General features: G+C 57.8%; 17 protein-coding genes and 2 pseudogenes. 7 read left to right on the plus strand and 12 right to left on the minus strand.

Annotated features, from left to right (window positions below; translation table 11 throughout):
* Nucleotides 1-30: 30 nt before the first annotated feature.
* The 3 genes from BHMPCIPO_RS32325 (at nt 31) to BHMPCIPO_RS32335 (ending at nt 2,675) form a co-directional block, all read left to right on the plus strand.
* Nucleotides 31-1,068 carry an IS110 family RNA-guided transposase gene (locus tag BHMPCIPO_RS32325; RefSeq protein WP_173520834.1) on the plus strand — a complete coding sequence of 346 codons (1,038 nt, stop codon included), beginning with the start codon at nt 31-33 and terminating at the stop codon, nt 1,066-1,068.
* Between the two features lie 567 nt (nt 1,069-1,635).
* A complete protein-coding gene (tnpA, locus tag BHMPCIPO_RS33965; protein WP_376741746.1) occupies nt 1,636-2,097 on the plus strand; it encodes an IS66-like element accessory protein TnpA in 462 nt (153 codons plus the stop codon).
* A gap of 26 nt (nt 2,098-2,123) precedes the next feature.
* A complete protein-coding gene (locus tag BHMPCIPO_RS32335; protein WP_312033100.1) occupies nt 2,124-2,675 on the plus strand; it encodes a recombinase family protein in 552 nt (183 codons plus the stop codon).
* Nucleotides 2,676-2,970: 295 nt separating this feature from the next.
* On the opposite strand, the pseudogene BHMPCIPO_RS33975 reads toward BHMPCIPO_RS32335, so the two are convergent.
* The 5 genes and pseudogenes from BHMPCIPO_RS33975 to fdxB form a co-directional block, all read right to left on the minus strand.
* Nucleotides 2,971-4,316, minus strand: a pseudogene (locus BHMPCIPO_RS33975) (tryptophan halogenase family protein).
* Nucleotides 4,317-4,566: 250 nt separating this feature from the next.
* Complete coding sequence (locus BHMPCIPO_RS32345) at nt 4,567-4,911, minus strand: hypothetical protein (protein WP_173520866.1); 345 nt, start codon at nt 4,909-4,911, stop codon at nt 4,567-4,569.
* A 194-nt stretch (nt 4,912-5,105) separates the two neighbouring features.
* Nucleotides 5,106-5,591 carry a NifX-associated nitrogen fixation protein gene (locus BHMPCIPO_RS32350; RefSeq protein WP_173520867.1) on the minus strand — a complete coding sequence of 162 codons (486 nt, stop codon included), beginning with the start codon at nt 5,589-5,591 and terminating at the stop codon, nt 5,106-5,108.
* A gap of 28 nt (nt 5,592-5,619) precedes the next feature.
* The gene (locus BHMPCIPO_RS33410; protein WP_246304815.1) at nt 5,620-6,006 is read right to left on the minus strand and encodes an exopolysaccharide production repressor protein; all 387 of its coding nucleotides are present in this window, start codon (nt 6,004-6,006) and stop codon (nt 5,620-5,622) included.
* A complete protein-coding gene (gene fdxB, locus BHMPCIPO_RS32360) occupies nt 5,978-6,295 on the minus strand; it encodes a ferredoxin III, nif-specific (protein ID WP_173520868.1) in 318 nt (105 codons plus the stop codon). Before fdxB ends, BHMPCIPO_RS33410 begins: the two co-directional genes overlap by 29 nt.
* 1,597 nt (nt 6,296-7,892) lie before the next feature.
* Here fdxB and tnpA (BHMPCIPO_RS32365) point away from each other — a divergent pair.
* From tnpA (BHMPCIPO_RS32365) to BHMPCIPO_RS32385, 4 genes and pseudogenes are all read left to right on the plus strand, one after another.
* Nucleotides 7,893-8,356: pseudogene (tnpA, locus tag BHMPCIPO_RS32365) on the plus strand (IS66-like element accessory protein TnpA).
* Nucleotides 8,337-8,654, plus strand: a complete 318-nt coding sequence (tnpB, locus tag BHMPCIPO_RS32370) for an IS66 family insertion sequence element accessory protein TnpB (protein WP_173520869.1) — start codon at nt 8,337-8,339, stop codon at nt 8,652-8,654. The pseudogene tnpA (BHMPCIPO_RS32365) and the gene tnpB overlap by 20 nt, the downstream one beginning before the upstream one ends.
* A gap of 53 nt (nt 8,655-8,707) precedes the next feature.
* Nucleotides 8,708-9,415: a transposase domain-containing protein gene (locus tag BHMPCIPO_RS32375; RefSeq protein WP_376741747.1), complete on the plus strand. Its 708-nt coding sequence runs from the start codon at nt 8,708-8,710 to the stop codon at nt 9,413-9,415.
* Complete coding sequence (locus tag BHMPCIPO_RS32385) at nt 9,415-9,720, plus strand: hypothetical protein (protein ID WP_058326152.1); 306 nt, start codon at nt 9,415-9,417, stop codon at nt 9,718-9,720. The genes BHMPCIPO_RS32375 and BHMPCIPO_RS32385 overlap by 1 nt, the downstream gene beginning before the upstream one ends.
* 316 nt (nt 9,721-10,036) lie before the next feature.
* Here BHMPCIPO_RS32385 and BHMPCIPO_RS32390 read toward each other — a convergent pair whose 3' ends face one another.
* The 7 genes from BHMPCIPO_RS32390 to nifH form a co-directional block, all read right to left on the minus strand.
* Nucleotides 10,037-10,525 (minus strand): NifX-associated nitrogen fixation protein, encoded by a 489-nt coding sequence (locus BHMPCIPO_RS32390; RefSeq protein WP_173520870.1) that lies wholly within the window; start codon nt 10,523-10,525, stop codon nt 10,037-10,039.
* 4 nt (nt 10,526-10,529) lie between these two features.
* Nucleotides 10,530-11,012: a nitrogen fixation protein NifX gene (gene nifX, locus BHMPCIPO_RS32395; RefSeq protein WP_173520871.1), complete on the minus strand. Its 483-nt coding sequence runs from the start codon at nt 11,010-11,012 to the stop codon at nt 10,530-10,532.
* Nucleotides 11,009-12,415, minus strand: a complete 1,407-nt coding sequence (gene nifN, locus BHMPCIPO_RS32400) for a nitrogenase iron-molybdenum cofactor biosynthesis protein NifN (protein WP_173520872.1) — start codon at nt 12,413-12,415, stop codon at nt 11,009-11,011. The genes nifX and nifN overlap by 4 nt, the downstream gene beginning before the upstream one ends.
* Nucleotides 12,416-12,424: 9 nt before the next feature.
* Entirely contained in the window at nt 12,425-13,915 is a 1,491-nt protein-coding gene (gene nifE, locus BHMPCIPO_RS32405; protein ID WP_173520873.1) for a nitrogenase iron-molybdenum cofactor biosynthesis protein NifE, read from the minus strand.
* 52 nt (nt 13,916-13,967) lie between these two features.
* Nucleotides 13,968-15,509, minus strand: a complete 1,542-nt coding sequence (gene nifK, locus BHMPCIPO_RS32410; protein ID WP_173520900.1) for a nitrogenase molybdenum-iron protein subunit beta — start codon at nt 15,507-15,509, stop codon at nt 13,968-13,970.
* Between the two features lie 102 nt (nt 15,510-15,611).
* Nucleotides 15,612-17,114: a nitrogenase molybdenum-iron protein alpha chain gene (nifD, locus tag BHMPCIPO_RS32415; RefSeq protein ID WP_173520874.1), complete on the minus strand. Its 1,503-nt coding sequence runs from the start codon at nt 17,112-17,114 to the stop codon at nt 15,612-15,614.
* Nucleotides 17,115-17,213: 99 nt separating this feature from the next.
* Nucleotides 17,214-18,107, minus strand: a complete 894-nt coding sequence (nifH, locus tag BHMPCIPO_RS32420) for a nitrogenase iron protein (protein ID WP_173520875.1) — start codon at nt 18,105-18,107, stop codon at nt 17,214-17,216.
* Between the last annotated feature and the right edge of the window lie 414 nt (nt 18,108-18,521).

Below are 18,521 nucleotides of genomic sequence, written 5' to 3' on the forward strand. Positions count from 1 at the left end.
AGCCTCAAACATCAAAGGGAGAAGCGCAGCATGAAACACTATTGTGCACTGGATGTGTCGGTGAAAGAGACCGCGGTCTGCATTGTTGATGACACAGGCAAAATTTGCCGAGAGGTGAAAGTTGCCAGTCACCCTGAGGATTTGATCTCGGTGATCAAGGATCCGAAGTGGCAAATCGAGCGGATCGGTCTTGAAGCCGGGCCACTGTCGCAATGGCTTTATGAAGGACTTGCCAAGGCAGGATTGCCGGTGATCTGCATCGAGACCAGGCATGCCAAGGCATTTTTGAAAGCCCAACCGAATAAGACGGACCGCAACGATGCGCGTGGCATAGCCCAGATGATGCGCGTCAATCTCTACCGGCCTGTGCATGTGAAGACACTGACGAGCCAGAAGCACCGGGCATTGCTGACCGCGCGCAAACTCCTGCAGGAAAAAGCCATCGCCATCGCGAATGACATTCGCGGATTGTTGCGCAACTTCGGACTGAAAGTCGGATTGGTCGGCAAGGTCAAATTCGATGAGCGAATCAATGAGCTGGTCGAAGACAGGCCTGATCTTCGTGAAATCATGCAGCCTTTATTAGCTGCACGCAAACTGCTGCGCGAAGAGTTCACCAAGCTGCACAAGAAGGTTTTGGATTTGGTCCGTGAGGATGAAGTCTGCCGCCGGTTGACGACGATCCCCGGTGTCGGGCCCGTTGTCGCTCTCACCTATACGGCAACCATCGACATTCCTGGGCGGTTTCCACATTCAAAGGCGGTGGGTTCTGTGCTCGGGCTGACGCCGAAACTGAACGAGTCTGGTGAAAGCAAACGGGTCGGGCGAGTATCCTGTTGCGGTGACGCAATGATGCGATCCCTGCTGTACGAAGCCGCGCAAGTCCTGCTGGTAAACGTTAAGAAATGGTCGTGGCTAAAAGCCTGGGCGATGAATATCGCCAAACGCCGCGGCAGGCAAAAGGCGGTTGTAGCCTTGGCCCGACGGCTTGCTGTGATCATGCATCGCATGTGGAGTGACGGAACCGAATTCTGTTGGACACGGGAGAGCTTGCCTGTTGCCGCGTAATTAGCAACCAAGGTGACAAGAACAAAAGGAGACAAGATTCCGCCGCCGGTGGAAAGATGTCCTTCGCAGGACGACGGATGGGGTGAGTTCGCGTGTTGTCTTGGTACGGTCGTTTATTGCGATCAGGTCGCCGATTAGATTGTTCCGCCTCATTCTTCTGGTCCCATAATGGGAGGGCCACGCAGGCCGATCCCGGAGAGAAGCGCGATACTGCGAAGACATCAATCACCATAGCTACGGACAGTCAGAAGGTGCTTGACCTCACCACGCCGAATAGAGAAGAGAAGGCAACAAAGGAGGGGCGTTCCACGTTGGCGTCCGTCCTGTGCGGGCCTTGGCTGCCCTGTCCCATAGTGACCATGCACACAGGCTGCTCACGTCGCGGATCCGGGTCGAAGCGGCCGCGACAGACGCCCTTTTACGGCTCAAGACCCCAAGACGGCATGCCCCAGCCGGCGCTGAGATCTTAAGGGCAAAGATCGCCACCGGCACGATAAAGTTCCAAGCACATGGCAGCAGGGTAAGCGGTGTTTTGCGCCCACCTTCCCGATCACTGCATGATTGACGATGCTGAGCCCGAACGAGGGCTTGGACATATGTCGATTTCACAGCTTACGCTTACATCCAGCGATGAAGAGCCGGCGCGCCGTTTCGAGGTTTTCACGGGCGGCGGCCGACGGCGCGAATGGAGCGACGAGCGAGGCTGAGATCGTCGCCGAGAGTTATGAGCCGGGCGTGACGGTCTGCGCCGTGGCTCGGCGTCATGGATTGACCCCGCAGCAATTGTTCACCTGGCGTCGGCTCGCCCGCAAGCCACTCGAAGTTGACGTTCCGATGTTTGCGCCCGCAGTCGTTGACGTTTCTGGGAAGGCGGTAGCGAAGGAGCCTGAACGGGCGGGTGGGTCGAGAAAGAAGTCGAGTAGCGGCGCAATCGAATTGGAGATCGGCGGGGCGATCGTGAGGATCGCATCCGACGCGGACGCCGCTACGATTGTCGCCGTCATTCAGGCCGTGAAGGCACAGTCGTGATCGGGCCGTCGGGAGCGGTAAAGGTCATGGTCGCCACCCGGCCTGTCGATTTCCGCAAAGGTGCGGAGGGCCTGGCGGCGCTGGTCAAGGCCGAGATGGGTGCTGACCCGTTCTCCGGCACGATCTACGTGTTCCGGGCCAAGCGGGCCCAATTACCGCCACTCTGCATACCGTTTTCGTTTTGCGACGATCGCATATCCTTGGCATCCGCTGTTTGGGATGCCGGTTGCAAGCGGATCCATGAAGAAAGAGCCTCAGGCGGTCGTTGGGATCGGCCCGAACTGCACCGGCTGCTCGATGAACTCGATGAGGGGGATGTCGTTGTCGTCTGGAAGCTTGACCGGCTGACGTGGTCACTCAAGGACATGCTTCTCATCCTCGAGAAGGTCGAAGCTGCCGGCGCGGGGTTCCGCTCGTTGACCGAGGCAATTGACACGACGACGCCGGCGGGACGCATGATGATGCAGATGCTCGGCTCGTTCGCCGAATTCGAGCGTGCTATCGTGCGGGAACGCACAATGGCGGGTCTACAGGCAGCCCGCGAACGCGGGCGAAGGGTGGACGCCGTCCGAAACTAACGTCCGATCAGCGCTCCGAAATCATCGGCATGTTAAATGGATCATGTCCCAGGGAGTGGTGTAGGTGGCGGCTTTGGTCGCCGCGTTCTCCGGATCATCCCCTTCTCAAACAGGGAAAATGATCGCACAAATTTATCGATCAGGACACTAGGTGTCGCCCCCTCTTGGGGTAGTGCCGCCGGCGGCGGCGCGCGCCGAGCTCCGCCAGATCTTCTTCGAATGGCAAGGCGAGGACCAAGCCAGACCTGTTAGAAGGAGCGATGCCGACGATCAGACCACGCAATGGATGGTTACATTAAGTGCAAGGGCGAGAAGGGCCTCGTGCAGCGGCCGCCACCGAGAGCCAATCGATTTGACGGAATAGGCTTTGCCACCCGCTTCCGACATACGGTTCGATATCAATATGGCGCGGTGTGCGTTTTTGAAAGCAGGCCCTTAACTGGGCATAACTCTTCGGCAACTCGGCCGAAGTTAGTTCTCGCCAGAACGGCGTATCATTTCTGCCACCATCATAGTGCAGCCGGAGGTAATCGCGGACGCCCGTCCAGGATCGTACGTTCGCGCTGCTGAAGGCTTCGATCGCATGAGCGGGCACGATTCCGCCTCCGCTGGCGAGAATACGCTCCAAATTCCTCAACTGCTCGAAGGTATGGGCGGCAAGCGCAGCCCCCAGGGGCTCGACGAATCCGGAAGCCGTTCCGAGCGCCACCACATTGTTGACCCAGGCAGTTTCAAAATAGCCTTGATCGAACGAAAGCTCGTGCCTTGGCTGGACATGGTATCCAAAGCGGTGCTGGACCTCCGCCATCATCATCGCATCGTCGGCATGTCTGCTACTGAACACATAGCCGGCCCTGGTGGCGCGATTCAATGGAATCTCCCAGATCCATCCGGCCGTCATGGCGGTGGAACGGGTCAGGGTTCGAAGCGAAGACCCTGTCGGCTGAAGATCAAAGGTTATTGCGCGGTCCGTTGGCAATACACTTCCGAATGTACGCCAACCGGGTCTAAAGGCACTGCCGAGACCCATCCGGGCCAGCCCTGAGGCGTCGACGGCGAAGTCGACCTCGAGTTGCGCTCCTTCGAGCTGCAAGGCGCACACATGGCCCCGGTTATCAAGCCTCATCTCACAACAGCGCTGTCCCGGGAAGTGATCCCATGTGCCAGGCCAACCCGCTTCAAGTACCGCTCGAAGCAGGCATCATCAAAATGGTAGGACGGGTAGAGACCGGACTCGCCGGTCGCCATCAACTCGTCGATCTCCTGCTGCGATGCATTCCTGGCAATCGCCTCAAACCCCGGGATGCACGTGTGAAGGCACTCCCCCGCCGCGATCCTCGCGGACAGCAGAGGAAAGAAGCCATCGACGTGATATTCGATCTCCGGAATACCTAGCCCGCCGAACAGGTGGTAGTAGCGATCCGGAACTCCTCCACCAGTCCAATTCTCATAGAGCACACCATACTTGTATGTGGCACCGGCTTCACCGGTAAAGACGTCCAAGTCGAGATCATTGCGACACAACGTATCAATCAGGTTGAGCGAGCCCCCCTCCCCGAGACCAAGTGGAAATTGCACTGGAGCCTCTATGACCGTCACATCCAGATCGGGATCAAAAACACGGGACAACTCGATCGCCACAAGCCCACAACGCCCCCGCCGATGATTCCTATCCGTCTTGCATTCTCAAATCAAGCATTCACGTTCAACAGTAATTTTCGATTGGTTGGGAGGGCCGGTTGGCCAGACGTCGAGTTATCTCGGGACGTCCGACTGTCTATGCGCCGTGACTAAATGAGATCGCTCCAACTCGGCGGTGGCCGGGGTCGGCAGCGTTACTCAGTTGGCCAGGATTTCTGGTTGATGGCATTCATTACAGTCCTGGGACTTCCTAATGCAGGCGCTCCGACGCGCGTGATGCCCTTTCAAGCCGTTCTCCTTCGACCTTGCCCCATGCCGGCTGGGCTGGAGGAGTGACAATCTGCCAGACCTTCCCTTTTCCGCGGACGTTCTGGATTTGCGCGCCGATAACAAGACGGAAATTGGTCAGTCCTTTGGACAGTGCAATTAGGCAGACCAGCAGGAAGACGCTTCCGACATAAGCTATCTGCAGAAGCAGTGAATAAGCGAGTATCACGACCAATAAGCTGCGAACAGGATGCGAGACCGCATAGATGGCGAGAGCATTGGTGCACAGGAGCAAGCAAAATATGCAGGGAAAGGTTCTGAAGGGCATTGCGATTCTCCCTAGTCTCTTCTGCTAACTGAGCAAAAAAAGGTTCTTCTCGGGTCGTGACATTGCTCCGGCCGGTGGAGAAAGCCTGGGAGAACGATCGTGTGATACCATCTTTGCGGTTGCAGCGCGCTACTGCAGCATCCGGATTGTCTTCTTCAGGTTGTGGCGTGATATTTTCCTCTAAAACAGCGCCGCTACGCCCGTGCCACGTCCGGATAAGCTTCGATGACTCGGGCCGCATCGTTGACCAGCTTCGCGCCTGTCGTGGCGAGTTTGCGAAGAGAACTGAAGCCGAATCGGTGAACATCGCGCAGGGTTTTCGACAGAAGGACGAGCCGTCTGGTCGTAAAAAGCACGCGCCCGAAGCCCTCATTGTTGATTTCCATGGTCCGCGATACCAAAAGGCCGGAGCGCTCCTCGATAGCGACCCCGACGGCCTGGTAAAATACGTCGAGCCTCCACAGTACGTCCGGATCGGGATCACCCATGAGTGGAAGCGCACAGCGCTTTTCGTCGGCGACCGTAAAGTGGTCGAGCACATCAAAGTCGCACTTTTCCTTCCACGATCCGTAGGCATCCTGCGCGCGAATCAATCGCACCAGGCACCTGATAAAAGGAGCGGTAACGACCTTGTCGTGGTCGAGAACCGGGATAACAGCGGGATTCGGTAATGTTGTCATCGTTTAGTCCTCATCCTTCATGCTACCTTTAGTCTTCTATCCATGCGTTCTTCGGGCACCGTCCGATGCTAGTGCGAGATAGCCGCTTCCCACCATGCAAAATGCATTTGCAGCCATGCGCATTAGGAATGGTCAGAGTCGGACCTTTCTTGCCCGGTCCTTTCGACAGCTGTCCGAGTGCACCTAGCCCGCCAAACCAAAAAAAAAGTACGCTTCCGAAATAGGCAACTTGAAGAATCACCGAAGCACCCAGTGCTGTAATGATTGCTTTGCGTATCGAATGCGAGACGAAGTAGACGGCTAGAAGGTCGGCGCACAGGACCAACTGCAGGACGCGACATAAGGACTTGAAAGGCAACGCCGGTTCTCCTGGTTCGTCCGTCAGATCAACCGACAATTTTGTCAGCCGCGACATGGGTTTGGCACTTCTTGGGGCAGACGCGGGCGCAGGCTCCGCAGCCGATGCAGCGGCCGGCGTGGTCGATAACCATGATCATACGACTGAGCTCGCCATCGAAGTCCTCGTCCTCGCCGTCGCAGGCGCCGAGGATTTCACCCGATTCGTCGACACCGTGCAGGTGCATGACTTCGCGCGAGCAGACTTTGACGCAGCGGCCGCAGCCAATGCAGGTCACGGCATCAATCGCCGTCAGATATTGCGGAATCCATTTCGAGCCATCGCGGGTAAAGAAATGACTGGTCATCGTAAGGTCTCCAACGCAGGCTCTCTCGGCAGCGGCCGAACGTGGAATGTCTTCCAAGTCGGACACGATCTCATCCGTCACAGCCGTCTCGTCCGCCCGCATCTCGGTTTTTGTTATTCAGCCTATCGGGGGCGGTCTGCTGATCATCGGTCCGCCATTGCAAAAATGTGCCGAGGCTTTTTCGAGCCTCGCCCTTTGAGACGGTCGCGGCAGCAGGACCGGTGGGGCATGGGGAGGGAGTGGCCCCGCTGCCTGACGTCGCCCCCCCGGGAGAACGGGAGGGCCGAGTTTTGTCATCGCCAAGGTCGACCATCAACCGTGCCACTTCGGGATACCCATGGATCACAGTGATCGCATTGTCGACCAGTTTCGCAAAGGCCGCCGGCGAGCTTCCCAAGCGTCTCGAAGCCCAGGGCGGACGTCGGTGAATACGACCAGGTCCGGGCATCCCGAATCCCTCGTGACCCCTCGCCATAGTCCGCGGAGCCACCGGCCGGTGCGCGCGTCGCACGCGCGACGGCGATGTGGAAACGATCGGAGCCGCTGACAAACGGGGTCGTATGGGCGCTGCCGCGCAGTCCCGCGCCTTCGAGTTCAGGATAAGGCGTCTGAAATCGATCCTCCTGTCGCCGCTGACGATATGCATGTTTGGTCCGAGACCGATAAGGGAGGTGAGCATACTTGCGCGTGGCGGCGAACGTGCCCATGCGCTCCTTGCAGCAGCATGCGATCTGACACAGACCTGCCATGTTACCTTCCTTCGTTGATCCCTGCCGATCGGCAGTTTTCGGCGCCTCTCAATGGAATGTCTTCAAGACTTGTGCCAGTTGGCTGCTGGAACTGGAAAAGGAGTTTGTTGCTGCTTTTCAGTCTTTTATTCAGAGGCAAAGAAATGTTTGGTAACGAGCTTGTGTCGCTGAACCGACAAAGTCGACGCCACCGTTTGGATCACTACACATTGCTCTTCTCCGGCAGGGTGCCGATAGCAAAGCTTGCAACCAACACTTCATCTTCCGATTTACGAATTCGTTCTGATCATTTCGGCGATGCCGGTCTTTTGGAGAGGCTAAGGCAGATCTTCGGTCGCGCATCGCAGCCATATCGTATACTCGCCCGATCTCCGAAGGACGTGCAGCCGCCGCTGCAACCGAACCTGAGGTAAATTCACGGCGTGGAGGACGGTCAGGGTGGAAACCGCTCAAAAGAATGCTCGCCGTGAACAGTGCGTAGGTTTCACGGAACTTGGGATGCAGTTAATGTGCAACGGTCGTGAATGACGGCTCCTGTCTAGAAAGACCGCCTACCTAACCTCGGATTCCATCCAAATGAAAGTTCAGCGCGCACTCCGTTAAATGCTCGTAATTTGAGACCCCTTAGACTCGGCAAACACGCTATGCCTCATGCGCACAACATTGAATATTTTTCGAAGATGTGGCATGACTCACCCGTCCAAAACCGATGCCGTCCAATGTTTTTCAGCTCCTAGCTTATCCGGGCGATCTGCTGGTCATCGGTAAGCGCGAATTTCTGCGCACCTTTTGCGGCTGAATGTTCTGAGGCATACAAGGTGTCCACCAAAATAGGTGGACACCAAATCATGGAAGAAGCGGATCAAAAGCTGCGGGTGAGGCTTGTGGGTAGTGATGGGCGACGTCGCTATGACGCCGCTTCGAGAGAGCGCCTCGTCGCATCCTGCCTTGAACCTGGCGTCTCGGTATCGCGCCTCGCGCTTGAACACGGGGTCAATGCCAACCTCCTGCGGAAATGGATAAAGAAGGCTCGGCAAGCCCAGCCTGTGCCGCTACCGTCAACATCGGCGTTCGTTCCGGTCCAGGTGGTCACGGATGGCAGCCTGCTGCCGATGCAAAGTAGCGCGTTGGATAGGCCAGCCGTGCGTGGAGAAGAGCAGCGGTCTGACGCTGAGAGGATCGGCCGCTATCCTTTCTAGCGAAGGTGAGCGCGTCACTGCCGAACGGTGTGAATCTGATGGTGGAATGCGGTGATGTAAAAGCGTTAGCCGCGATAATCGGAGCGTTGGGTCATGTTCAGGCTGGGCGCTGACCTCAAGGTTTACCTGCATCGTGAACCGATCGACTTTCCGGCTGGCATCAACAGCCTTGCGGTCCTGGTCCAGGAGACGATGGCGCTCGATCCGTTTGCACCTGCCGTTTTTGCCTTCTGCAACCGCCGTCGCGACCGGATGAAGCTCCTGTTCTTCGATCGATCGGGCTTTGTGCTGCCGCGCCGTGAGGTGCCGGTCGTCACGCTGACGACCGAGCAGCTCCACTGGATCCTCGATGGCATTGATATCGATGCGATGGTCCGTCATCCGGTTCGGCAATACCAGGTGGCGGGCTGACGGCCGCAAATTGAGCGGTTGACGCGACGGGGCGGTTCAGATTCAAAACTACGATGACTCGAACCGGCGAACCTGATGTTGCAGAGTTGAAGGCGCAGTTGGCGGCACACGCTGCCGAAATCGCCGCGCTCAAAGCCGAGAAGGAAGCGCTCTCGCAGCGCGTCGTCAAACTCGAGGAAGAGCTGGCGCTTGCGCGGCTGCATCGTTTTGCGCCGAAGAGCGAAAAGCACGTTGATCGCATCTTCAATGAAGCCGAACAGAGTGCCGATGACGCCGACGGCGAAGATGGCGATGTCGTCGCCCTGCCGGACACGGGGTTACCGGCGGTCGCAGGTACGACAGGAAAGAAGCGCGGCCGCAGACCGTTGCCGGAAAACCTGCCGAGCGAGCGCATCGAGTATGACCTTCCCGACGATCAGAAGGTGTGCCCTTGCTGCGCCGGCCGGATGCATCGCATGGGCGAGACCGTTACCGAGCAACTTCATATCGAGGTGAAGGCGAAGGTCCTGCAGAATGTGCGGTTTAAATATGCTTGCCGCAATTGCGACCGCACCGGCCTCAACACGCCTGTCGTCATCGCGCCGATGCGCATCGCCAATATCCTGACCATCATCGAAACGGCCAAACTGCATGGCCACAATCCCGAAACCTACCTCACGGACGTGCTAACCCGGATCAAAGATTACCCAATAGACAGGCTGGAAGATCTGTTGCCATGGAATATGCTCCCAGCAGGACCCGCACTGCAGAAGGCTGTCTGATGGCTCGTTCGATGCACATTTATACGATCGAAAACGTCGCCGCCATGATCGGCGAAAACCTCGAACTGCTCAGAGAAATCTCCGCCAACTCGGACAATATCGACTACGGCGAAATGGTGCACGTCCACAACACGACCGAAGAGGGCACAACCGGCTTCACGGACAGAGGCGTCGAATGCCTCGAGGAGTTCCTAGCGGATATCCGGACATGGCACGGAGGAGTCCGTCAGTTCTTGGTCGATGAACAATGCGACCCTGAAAGGATCGAGCGCATAATGACCGACGAGCTAAAGCGCGCGCCCTAACCCTGCGCCTCGACCACGCAGAAAATGCATTCGCCGGACGCTCACGATCTGCTGCCCTTCAACTTCGCCAAAACCGCCGCTGCCTGACCAGACCACTCCAACTCGAAGGCGATCCGTCGAGATCGCCGGCGTCAACGTGCGGGGAAAATAGCGCTTACGGTCATCGTGGGCCTTCACAGCACCCTAGGCATGCTGGCGCCTCAGGTTGGTGCAGTGACGGCATCGGGACCGGTAGTAATGGGGAGATCAGCCCCGCTGCCCACGTCGGCCCTCGAGGGGCGTGAGGGCCGACGGTTCATTATTGACGAGTCGACCGTCAGGCCCGCGCCACTTCGGGATAGGCTTCGATGGCGGCGATCGCATCGTCGACTAACTTTGCACCGGCCTCCGCGAGCTTAGGAAGCGTCGCGAAGCCAAATCGGTGGACGTCGCGCACTGTTTTCGAAAACACGACCAGCCGACCGGTCGTGAGGAGCACTCGTCCAAAGCCCTCATGGCTGATCATCATAGCCGGCGACGCCACCAAGCCGGTGTGCGATTCGATTGTAAGTCCGACGGCGGTGTAAAAGAGATTGAGCCTCAACATCATGTCAGGATCGGGATCGCCGATGATCGGGATTTGACGGCGGTGCTCTTCGGTGACGATGAACTTGGCTAACAGCTCCGCGTCCGACGCGCCGTCCTGCCGTCCATAGGCATCCTGAGCGCGGATCAGCCGCGTGAGGCATCTGACGAAAGGGGTGGCAAGGACCGCCTCGTACTCGTTGACAGCAGGCGTGCCCCTAGTGGCCGACACTTTTTTCATGACATCAGTCCTCCTCCTCGAACGGCTTCTTTTCGGCGACGCCTGCTTGCGCCAGAGCCTTGCGCAGCCACGGCGGAGGTGCCGCCTTAAGCATTTTCTGGGTTCGCGAAAGTACGTCTTGAATGGGTTCGGGGTGCCCCACCTTTATCGGATGGATTTTCGCCGATACCACCTTGGCTGCGGAAGGTCCGCCAATAGCCACACAAAATAGAAGGTGACAGCCGCTCAACGCGTTCACCTTCGGTGTGATCCGGTCATCGCCCTCGATCCGATGCTTCCCGGTCTCGTCGGAGACGTCATCGAAGCTCACAGCTTCCACGAAATCCCAGCCGTCGCGCGTCACGTCGTAGACTGCAAAGTGCTTGGCCGATCCGAAATGGGCATTAAGCGCTTTCATATCCTGCGTCGCAATCGCGATGCGCAATGCGCCGGGATGCCGCGGGTGAATCTCGTCAGCGACGAGCGACAGGCGACGAAACGAATTCATCCGGCATTACTCCGCTTCCGCAGTGCATCGACCATCTCGGGCGATGGCGTGTGCTGGTTGGCCTGGAAGATGTTTGCCGCCTCGAAGATCATATCGCGCGTGCCCCGATACAGAATTGTGAGCTTGTGCTGGCTGCCGAGACGGTCAAAGGCCGGGAAGCCGACGCGCAGGAGAGGAATGCCGAGGCGCTCCGCCGCCTGGCGGCCGTGCGAATGGGTAACGAGAAGATCAGCGCCGCCGGCTAGCTTTTCGAAATCGCCAAGATCGCCGATCTGGATCGATTCGGCGGGCACTTTCTGGAGAATTTCTGATGTACCGGTAGTGGTAACAGCCGCCACTATCTCGGCGCCCAGCCCGGTGAAGAAGGTGGCTAACTGGTAAAGCTGGTCCGGTTCGGCGGCGATCGCGATCTTCTTGCCGGCGAAATGTAAGTGTCCATCGAGTAGCGCGTCCTGCAGCTGTGAGCGGCAACGGTGGATTTTTGCCGGTACCGGCACGCCGGAAATCTCAGAAAGAAGTGAGACGAACCGGTCGACGTTCCTCACTCCCGTCAGCGACTGGAATAAGATGTATGGCACACCCGTCAGCTTCTGCAGCAGTTCAGCCGGCCGCCGCATATGTTCTCCGACTCCGATGCATTGCACCGCCGTACCCAACTCCTGGATATCCTCAACGCTGGTGCCGCCATAGGTGACAGGCATCCAGCGGTCAGGCACCGTTCCATCAAGCGAGCCGGAAAGGTCCGGAAGGATCACCGGCTTGAGCCCGAAACTTTCCACCATCTCGCGCAAATGCTCTATATCAGCGACCGTCAGATGCCAGCCGGGCAAGATCGCGAGTTTCTTCGGCTTCAACGGCTGCTCGCCAGGCTCTCTAATCCTCTCGATCACTGTTGCCTTTTTCGAGCGACGCGCCTGCTGGCCCCGCCGCGTAATCCGTTCGATCATTGCGGCGACGGCCTTGGACCATCCCTCCTCGAGGGCGCCGTCGAAATCCGGCGTGTTTGCCAGCACTATCTCCGTGCCAGATTCCTCCGCGCGCATCATTTTGATGTTGGCGATTTGCCTAGCGAAATCTTCAGAACGCGTTTCCGCTAGAGCCGTCGTGCAGATCCCGATCAGCCGCGGGTTCGCGCGCTCCTTCAAGTTGAGAATCGCCTCTTCCAGATGGCCTGCCCCGCCCACGACTGTTGCCAATTCGTCCATTGCCGTAGTCTGCAGAGGGACCGTTTCCTTGAAATGGCGCACGCATAGAACCAAGGCGAAGCTGGTGCAGCCTTGGCTGCCGTGGAACAGCGGAACCGCACCCTCGACGCCGAGAAAGGCTAACGCGGCACCCAGCGGCTGGGACGACTTGAGCGGATTGACTGTTGCTGATTTGGTTTGGGGATAGACGTGAACCATTGACTTTCCTCAACACTCAGCAAAGTCACCGACGTCGTGCCGGCGAGTTTTTGAGGGTGCGACACCCGCAGCCTCGGTGAGCGTGTGCGCACTCGGTTGTTCCTCCGCATGAGAATCGATTTCCCACGGTGCCGGCTCCCGCACTTCGGACCAGATAGGGTTGTGAATAGCCAAGTCGATCTGGCGGACCAGCTCTACCATGCCGTCATAGCCGGCATAGGGATGATGGCGCTCCTGGTTAATATCAAGCCAAGGTGTCTTTGCCTTCAACGCGATGAACTGGGTGCGCCCGCCTGACAGCATGATGTCGGCCTTGTGCTCTGATAGCATGGTGTAGAGCTCTCGAGGCGCCATCGACTCGAACATGCGGTGGTCGTCCTTCAGCACCTGCTTGATGCGCTCCTTATCTCCGGCCGTCGATTTCTTGACCGAGGTGCCAACGATCTCCATGCCGATCTCCATCAACGCATGTACAAGCGACCAAGACTTCACGCCGCCGCTGTTGATGAGCACCCGCTTGCCTTTGAGCCGGGGGCGATATACCTCAAGTCTTTTCCACGCAATCGCCTCCTCCTCTGCAATGAGTGTATCGGTGCGATCGAGGATCTGTGCATCGGCACCTCTTTTTACGAGCAGCTCCGCAATCCGCCGCAGAGCTTCCGAGGTGGCGGCGATGCCGTAGAAGGACCCCTCGAAGAACGGGATTTGCCAACGCTCTTCCATTTTCCGAGCAAGGTTGATGAGTGCCGTCGAGCACACCAACATGGCTGCGCGTGCGCGGTGCGAGCAGGCAACCTCTCGGTAGCGCGCGTCACCGGGAATGCAGGCGCGAACACGGACGCCAAGCCGGTCCAAGAGTGGCCTTATCAACCAGTACTCGCCAGACAGATTGAACTCTCCAAGGATATTGATGTCGTGAGGGCCGACGTCATCAGGCTCTATGGTGCCGATGACGTGATCGAGCAATGCCTCGCCGGCGAGCTTGTTACCGAGGTTCTTTGAACCAACGAAGCCCGGCGCATTGATCGGCACCACCGGTAAGCCGAATTTTTCCGCCGCGCGCTTGCAGACGGCCTGGATGTCGTCACCGATGAGTTCGGTCACGCAGGTCGCATAAACAAAGATCGCTGGCGGCGCATAGGCTTCCTTGATCTGGCGCAGCGCGTGGAACAGCTTGCGTTCGCTCTGCCCCATGATGATGTCGAGTTCGGTTAGATCAGTGGTGAAGCTGGTGCGCCACAGCGTGGGACCGGACGACGCCGTACCTCGGTTGTCCCAGGAATTGCCTTCGCAGGCGAGTGGTCCATGAACCAGATGCGCGACGTCGGTGATCGGCTGTAGCACTACCTTGGCGCCATCGAAAGCGCAGCCTCCGGCCGCCGCACCGGGGGTCTGCGGTTTCGAACAGCCCTTTTTGCGGGCGCCGGCATCCTTCCTGCGATTTTTCTCGCAGGCGGGTTCGACAAAGATATCCTGGATTTTGGCACTAAGCGAGGACATTTCGTTGACCTCCTACATTTACAGGCGGGCCGGTCTTTGCCGGCAGCGGCATTCAGCGCGTGAGGTCATAAGAATAATCCGTCACACCAAGCTGCATCGACTCGCGATCGAGTTTGTCGAAGATCTTGTCGAGGATTGTTGTTAGGACACGCAGTCCGCCCTGGTAGCCCATGAGCGGAAAACGATGGTGATGGTGCCTGTCGAAGATCGGAAACATAAGCCGGACGAGCGGCGTGCCGGCATCACGCTCGAGATACTTGCCATAGGAATTGCCGATCAGCAGGTCTACCGGCTCGGTGAAGAGCAGCGATCGCATTGCCCACAGATCCTTTCCAGGCCAGACTTGGGCATCCTTGCCGAAGGGAGAAGATGCAAGGAGCTCTTTCATCTCGGCTTCCCAGGCGGTCGTGCCGTTCGTGGCGAGGCAATGGATGGGTTCGCCGCCGGTTTCCATGATGAACCGGGCTACGGCGTAGACGAAGTCAGGATCGCCGTAGATTGCGTATTTTTTACCGTGCAACCAGGATTGGCTGTCCGCCATGGCGTCGATCAGTCGGCCGCGTTCCAAGCGGATTGTCTCTGGGATTTCCTTGCCGGAAATCTCCGACACCTTCATCAAGAACTCGTCGGTTGCCTTGACCCCGAGGGGGTAGTGGAAGGAGGCGGTAGCCTGCTCGAACTCCTGGCAATACTCGAGCGTCTTGCGGGTATTGTAGTGCTGCAGCGAGAGCGTCGCCTCCGCATTAAGTGCCGCTCTTACGTCCTTGATTTTCGTGCCTCCGTCATACATGCGGAATTCGCCGTCGGACGGCGTATCGAACTGGTCGGAGGCATCCTGGATGAAGGTGTAGGACACGCCCATAAGGTTGAGCAGGCGCTTGAGTTCGCGATTGTTCCCGACGCAGAAGCCATCGAAGCCCGGGATGATATTAATCGTGCCAGCCGCCTCCGTACGCTCCTTGCCCTTCCAGAAGTGCTCCAAGATGCCTTTGACCATGGCGTCATAGCCGTCGACGTGGCTGCCGACGAAGGCAGGCGTATGGGCGAAGGGCACGTCAAAGTCGGGAGGGACTGAGCCTTCGCTCTTGGCGTTCTCAATGAAGCCATGTAGGTCGTCACCAATGACTTCCGCCATACAGGTGGTAGAGACGGCAATCATCTTCGGGTCGTAGAGCGCGTAAGTATTGGCGAGCCCATCGACCATGTTCTTCAGACCGCCGAATACTGCCGCGTCCTCGGTCATCGAGGATGAGACTGCCGATGAAGGCTCCTTGAAATGCCGCGAAAGGTGGGAACGGTAATAAGCAACGCAGCCCTGGCTGCCATGCACAAAGGACATGGTCCGCTCGAATCCCGCGGCGGCGAATACCGCGCCCAGCGGCTGGCAGGCTTTGGCTGGGTTCACCACGAGCGCTTCGCGGGCAAGATTCTTTTCGCGATATTCCCAGGTCTTGGTGTATTCACCTTGATCAGTAACGATCTGATCGGAGTGAGGACATTCGAAATTCAGCTTCTTCTCCGCTAGCATCTTTCTGTATTCCGGCTCGCGGAACAAGGGAGCATGGTCAAGAATCTTTTCGGCCGATTGCGGCATATTGGTCACCCTTTTTCATCTGGCCTCGTCAAACGGCGGCACAGGAAAACTTTTTGAGACGTCGGGTCTCCCGCAGGTTCCTGTCCGCGGAAGACCACGCTTCTATTCGGCTGCAACCGCTGAGGCAGGCGCGGTCACTTTCTTCCAGGGCGCGTCGTAGAGGTCCCAGACCGGATTGTTGATGGCCAGGTCCATGTCGCGGGCGAAGATGGCGAAGCCGTCATAGCCGTGGTATGGGCCGGAATAATCCCATGAGTGCATCTGGCGAAATGGTATGCCCATCTTCTGCACCGGGTACTTTTCCTTGATGCCGGAGCCAACAAGATCGGGACGAATCCTCTCGATGAACTTATCCAGTTCGTAACTGGTTGCGTCGTCATAGATCAGCGTGCCTTTCTTCACGTAATGGCCGGTGCGCTGATAGTCGTCGTTGTGGGCGAATTCGTACCCGGTGCCGACGATCTGCATGCCGAGGTCTTCATAGGCTGTGACGACGTGACGGGGGCGTAACCCACCCACATAAAGCATCACTCTCTTGCCCTGGAGGCGCGGCCAATACTTATCAACCACATCGTCGACCAGGCGCTGGTACTTGGCGATGACCCTCTCGGCCCTTTCTTCAATTGCAGGGCCGAAATGCTTGGCTATCTTGCGCAGAGAGGCTTCGATCTGGGATGGGCCAAAGAAATTATATTCCATCCAGGGGATGCCGTATTTTTCCTCCATGTGCCGGCAGATGTAGTTCATCGATCGGTAGCAGTGGATGAGATTGAGCTTGGCCTTCGGGGCCCGCTCCACTTCCGCGAGCGTGGCGTCACCCGACCAGTTGCCGACTACGCGCAGACCCATCTCTTCAAGCAGGATGCGCGAGGCCCAGGCGTCGCCGCCGATGTTATAGTCGCCCACGACGTTAACGTCGTAGGCGCCAGTTTCGAATTCGACTTCGGCGTTGCCGAAGACCCAGTCACGTATGGCATCGTTGGCGATGTGGTGGCCGAGCGATTGCGAGACGCCGCGGAAGCCTTCGCAGCGTACCGGCACGATTGTTTTTTCGTACTCCTTGGCCTTCTTGCGCGACACCGCCTCGATGTCGTCACCAATGAGACCGATCGGACATTCGGACTGGATGGTGAGGCCCTTGCTTAAGGGAAACAGTTCCTCGATCTCATCGATGATCTTTTCCAGCTTTTTGTCGCCACCGAATACGATGTCCTTCTCCTGAAAGTCGGAGGTGAACTGCATCGTTACGAATGTATCTACACCTGTCGTGCCGACGTAGTAGTTGCGGCGCTGCGACCATGAATATTGACCGCAACCGACCGGCCCATGCGAGACATGGACCATATCTTTGACTGGGCCCCAGACCACACCTTTCGAGCCAGCATAGGCGCAGCCGCGGATCGTCATTACGCCTGGAATGGACTTGATGTTCGACTTTACGTCACATTCGGAGATGGCCTGGCCTTCCTCGCCGACCTCCTCACCATCCGATGCGACACTGAGGTGCTTTTGGCGACGTTTCGCCGCTTTGTTTGGGTAATGCGACAGCACTTGCGTGATAAGCTCCTTATGAAGAGCACTGTCATTCTCGTAATCGAGGCTCATTCGCCTGCCCCCTTTTCGCGGTTCGGGTGATGCCTCCAAGAAGAGGCATCGTTGGTGGAATGTCGCGCCGGGTAAAGTCCCGACCTCGCCTGCGGGCAGTCACTGGGCGGCTGCTACCGCCGCTTCTTTGGCCTGGAGTTCTGCAAGCATCTGCTCGTCGGTCTTCATGATGCCGAAGTCGAGCAGCATGTCCTCCAACTCCTCCATGGTGATTGGCGTCGGGATGGTGCCTTGACCCGAATTGGCATGGATCTTTTCAGCCAGCGCGCGATATTCCGCCGCCTGCTTGGACTCCGGTGCATACTGGATAACAGTCATCTTCCTGAGCTCGGCGTGCTGGACGATGTTGTCGCGTGGCACGAAGTGAATGAGCTTGGAATTGAGCTTGGCCGCGAGTGCCTCGGCGAGATCGAGTTCGCGGTCTGTCTGTCGCTCATTGCAAATCAGCCCGCCGAGCCGCACGCCGCCCGAGTGGGCGTATTTCAGGATCCCCTTGGCGATGTTGTTGGCGGCATACAGTGCCATCATCTCGCCGGACATTACAATGTAGATTTCCTGGGCCTTGTTTTCGCGGATAGGCATCGCGAAGCCGCCGCACACCACGTCGCCGAGCACGTCGTAGGAGACGTAGTCGACATCATCGTAGGCGCCGTTTTCTTCCAGGAAGTTGATCGACGTGATTACGCCGCGCCCGGCGCAACCGACGCCCGGCTCGGGGCCGCCGGACTCCACGCATTTGATGCCTCTGTAACCGACCTTCAGCACGTCCTCCACCTCGAGGTCTTCCACCGAACCCTCCTTTGCCGCGAGATGCAGTACTGTGTCCTGCGCCTTCGAGTTCAGGATCAGGCGGGTGGAGTCGGCCTTGGGGTCACAGCCCACGATAAGGATCTTCTGCCCGAGGTCGACAAGGGCGGCGAGCGTATTTTGTGAAGTGGTGGACTTTCCGATACCACCCTTCCCGTAAAAGGCGATTTGACGCAGACCTGCCATGTTGCTTTCCTTCGTTTGTTCAAACCATCGCGGTTGCCCGCAACATGAATGTCGCCGGCAGCTTTCGCCGCCTGCGCAAGGATGGTTACAAGACCCGTGCCAACTCGGCGGGTAGACCGAATAGAGTTACATTGTACTAAGTTATCAGCTACTTATGCGGAAAAGAGACCACCCGCATCACAAAGCAAGTCCTTGTCGCGGAACCGACAATTGTAACCAGCAATTGTCGTATAGCGTTGCCTATCAGACGTTAGGATCCGACAAGATGATGCTGCCGATCAGGGACTGAGGAGGGGTTTGGGAGTGCTCTTCTCGGAGGCTTTGTCAACTTGAAGTGCCAGCCGTTCGATCAAGTGTGCTTCACACTGCTTTCCCGGCCCTCACTTGAGTAAACCGCGATTGAATTCGGCCATC

Source organism: Ensifer sesbaniae (assembly GCF_013283665.1).
In the GTDB taxonomy this organism is placed as follows: domain Bacteria; phylum Pseudomonadota; class Alphaproteobacteria; order Rhizobiales; family Rhizobiaceae; genus Ensifer; species Ensifer sesbaniae.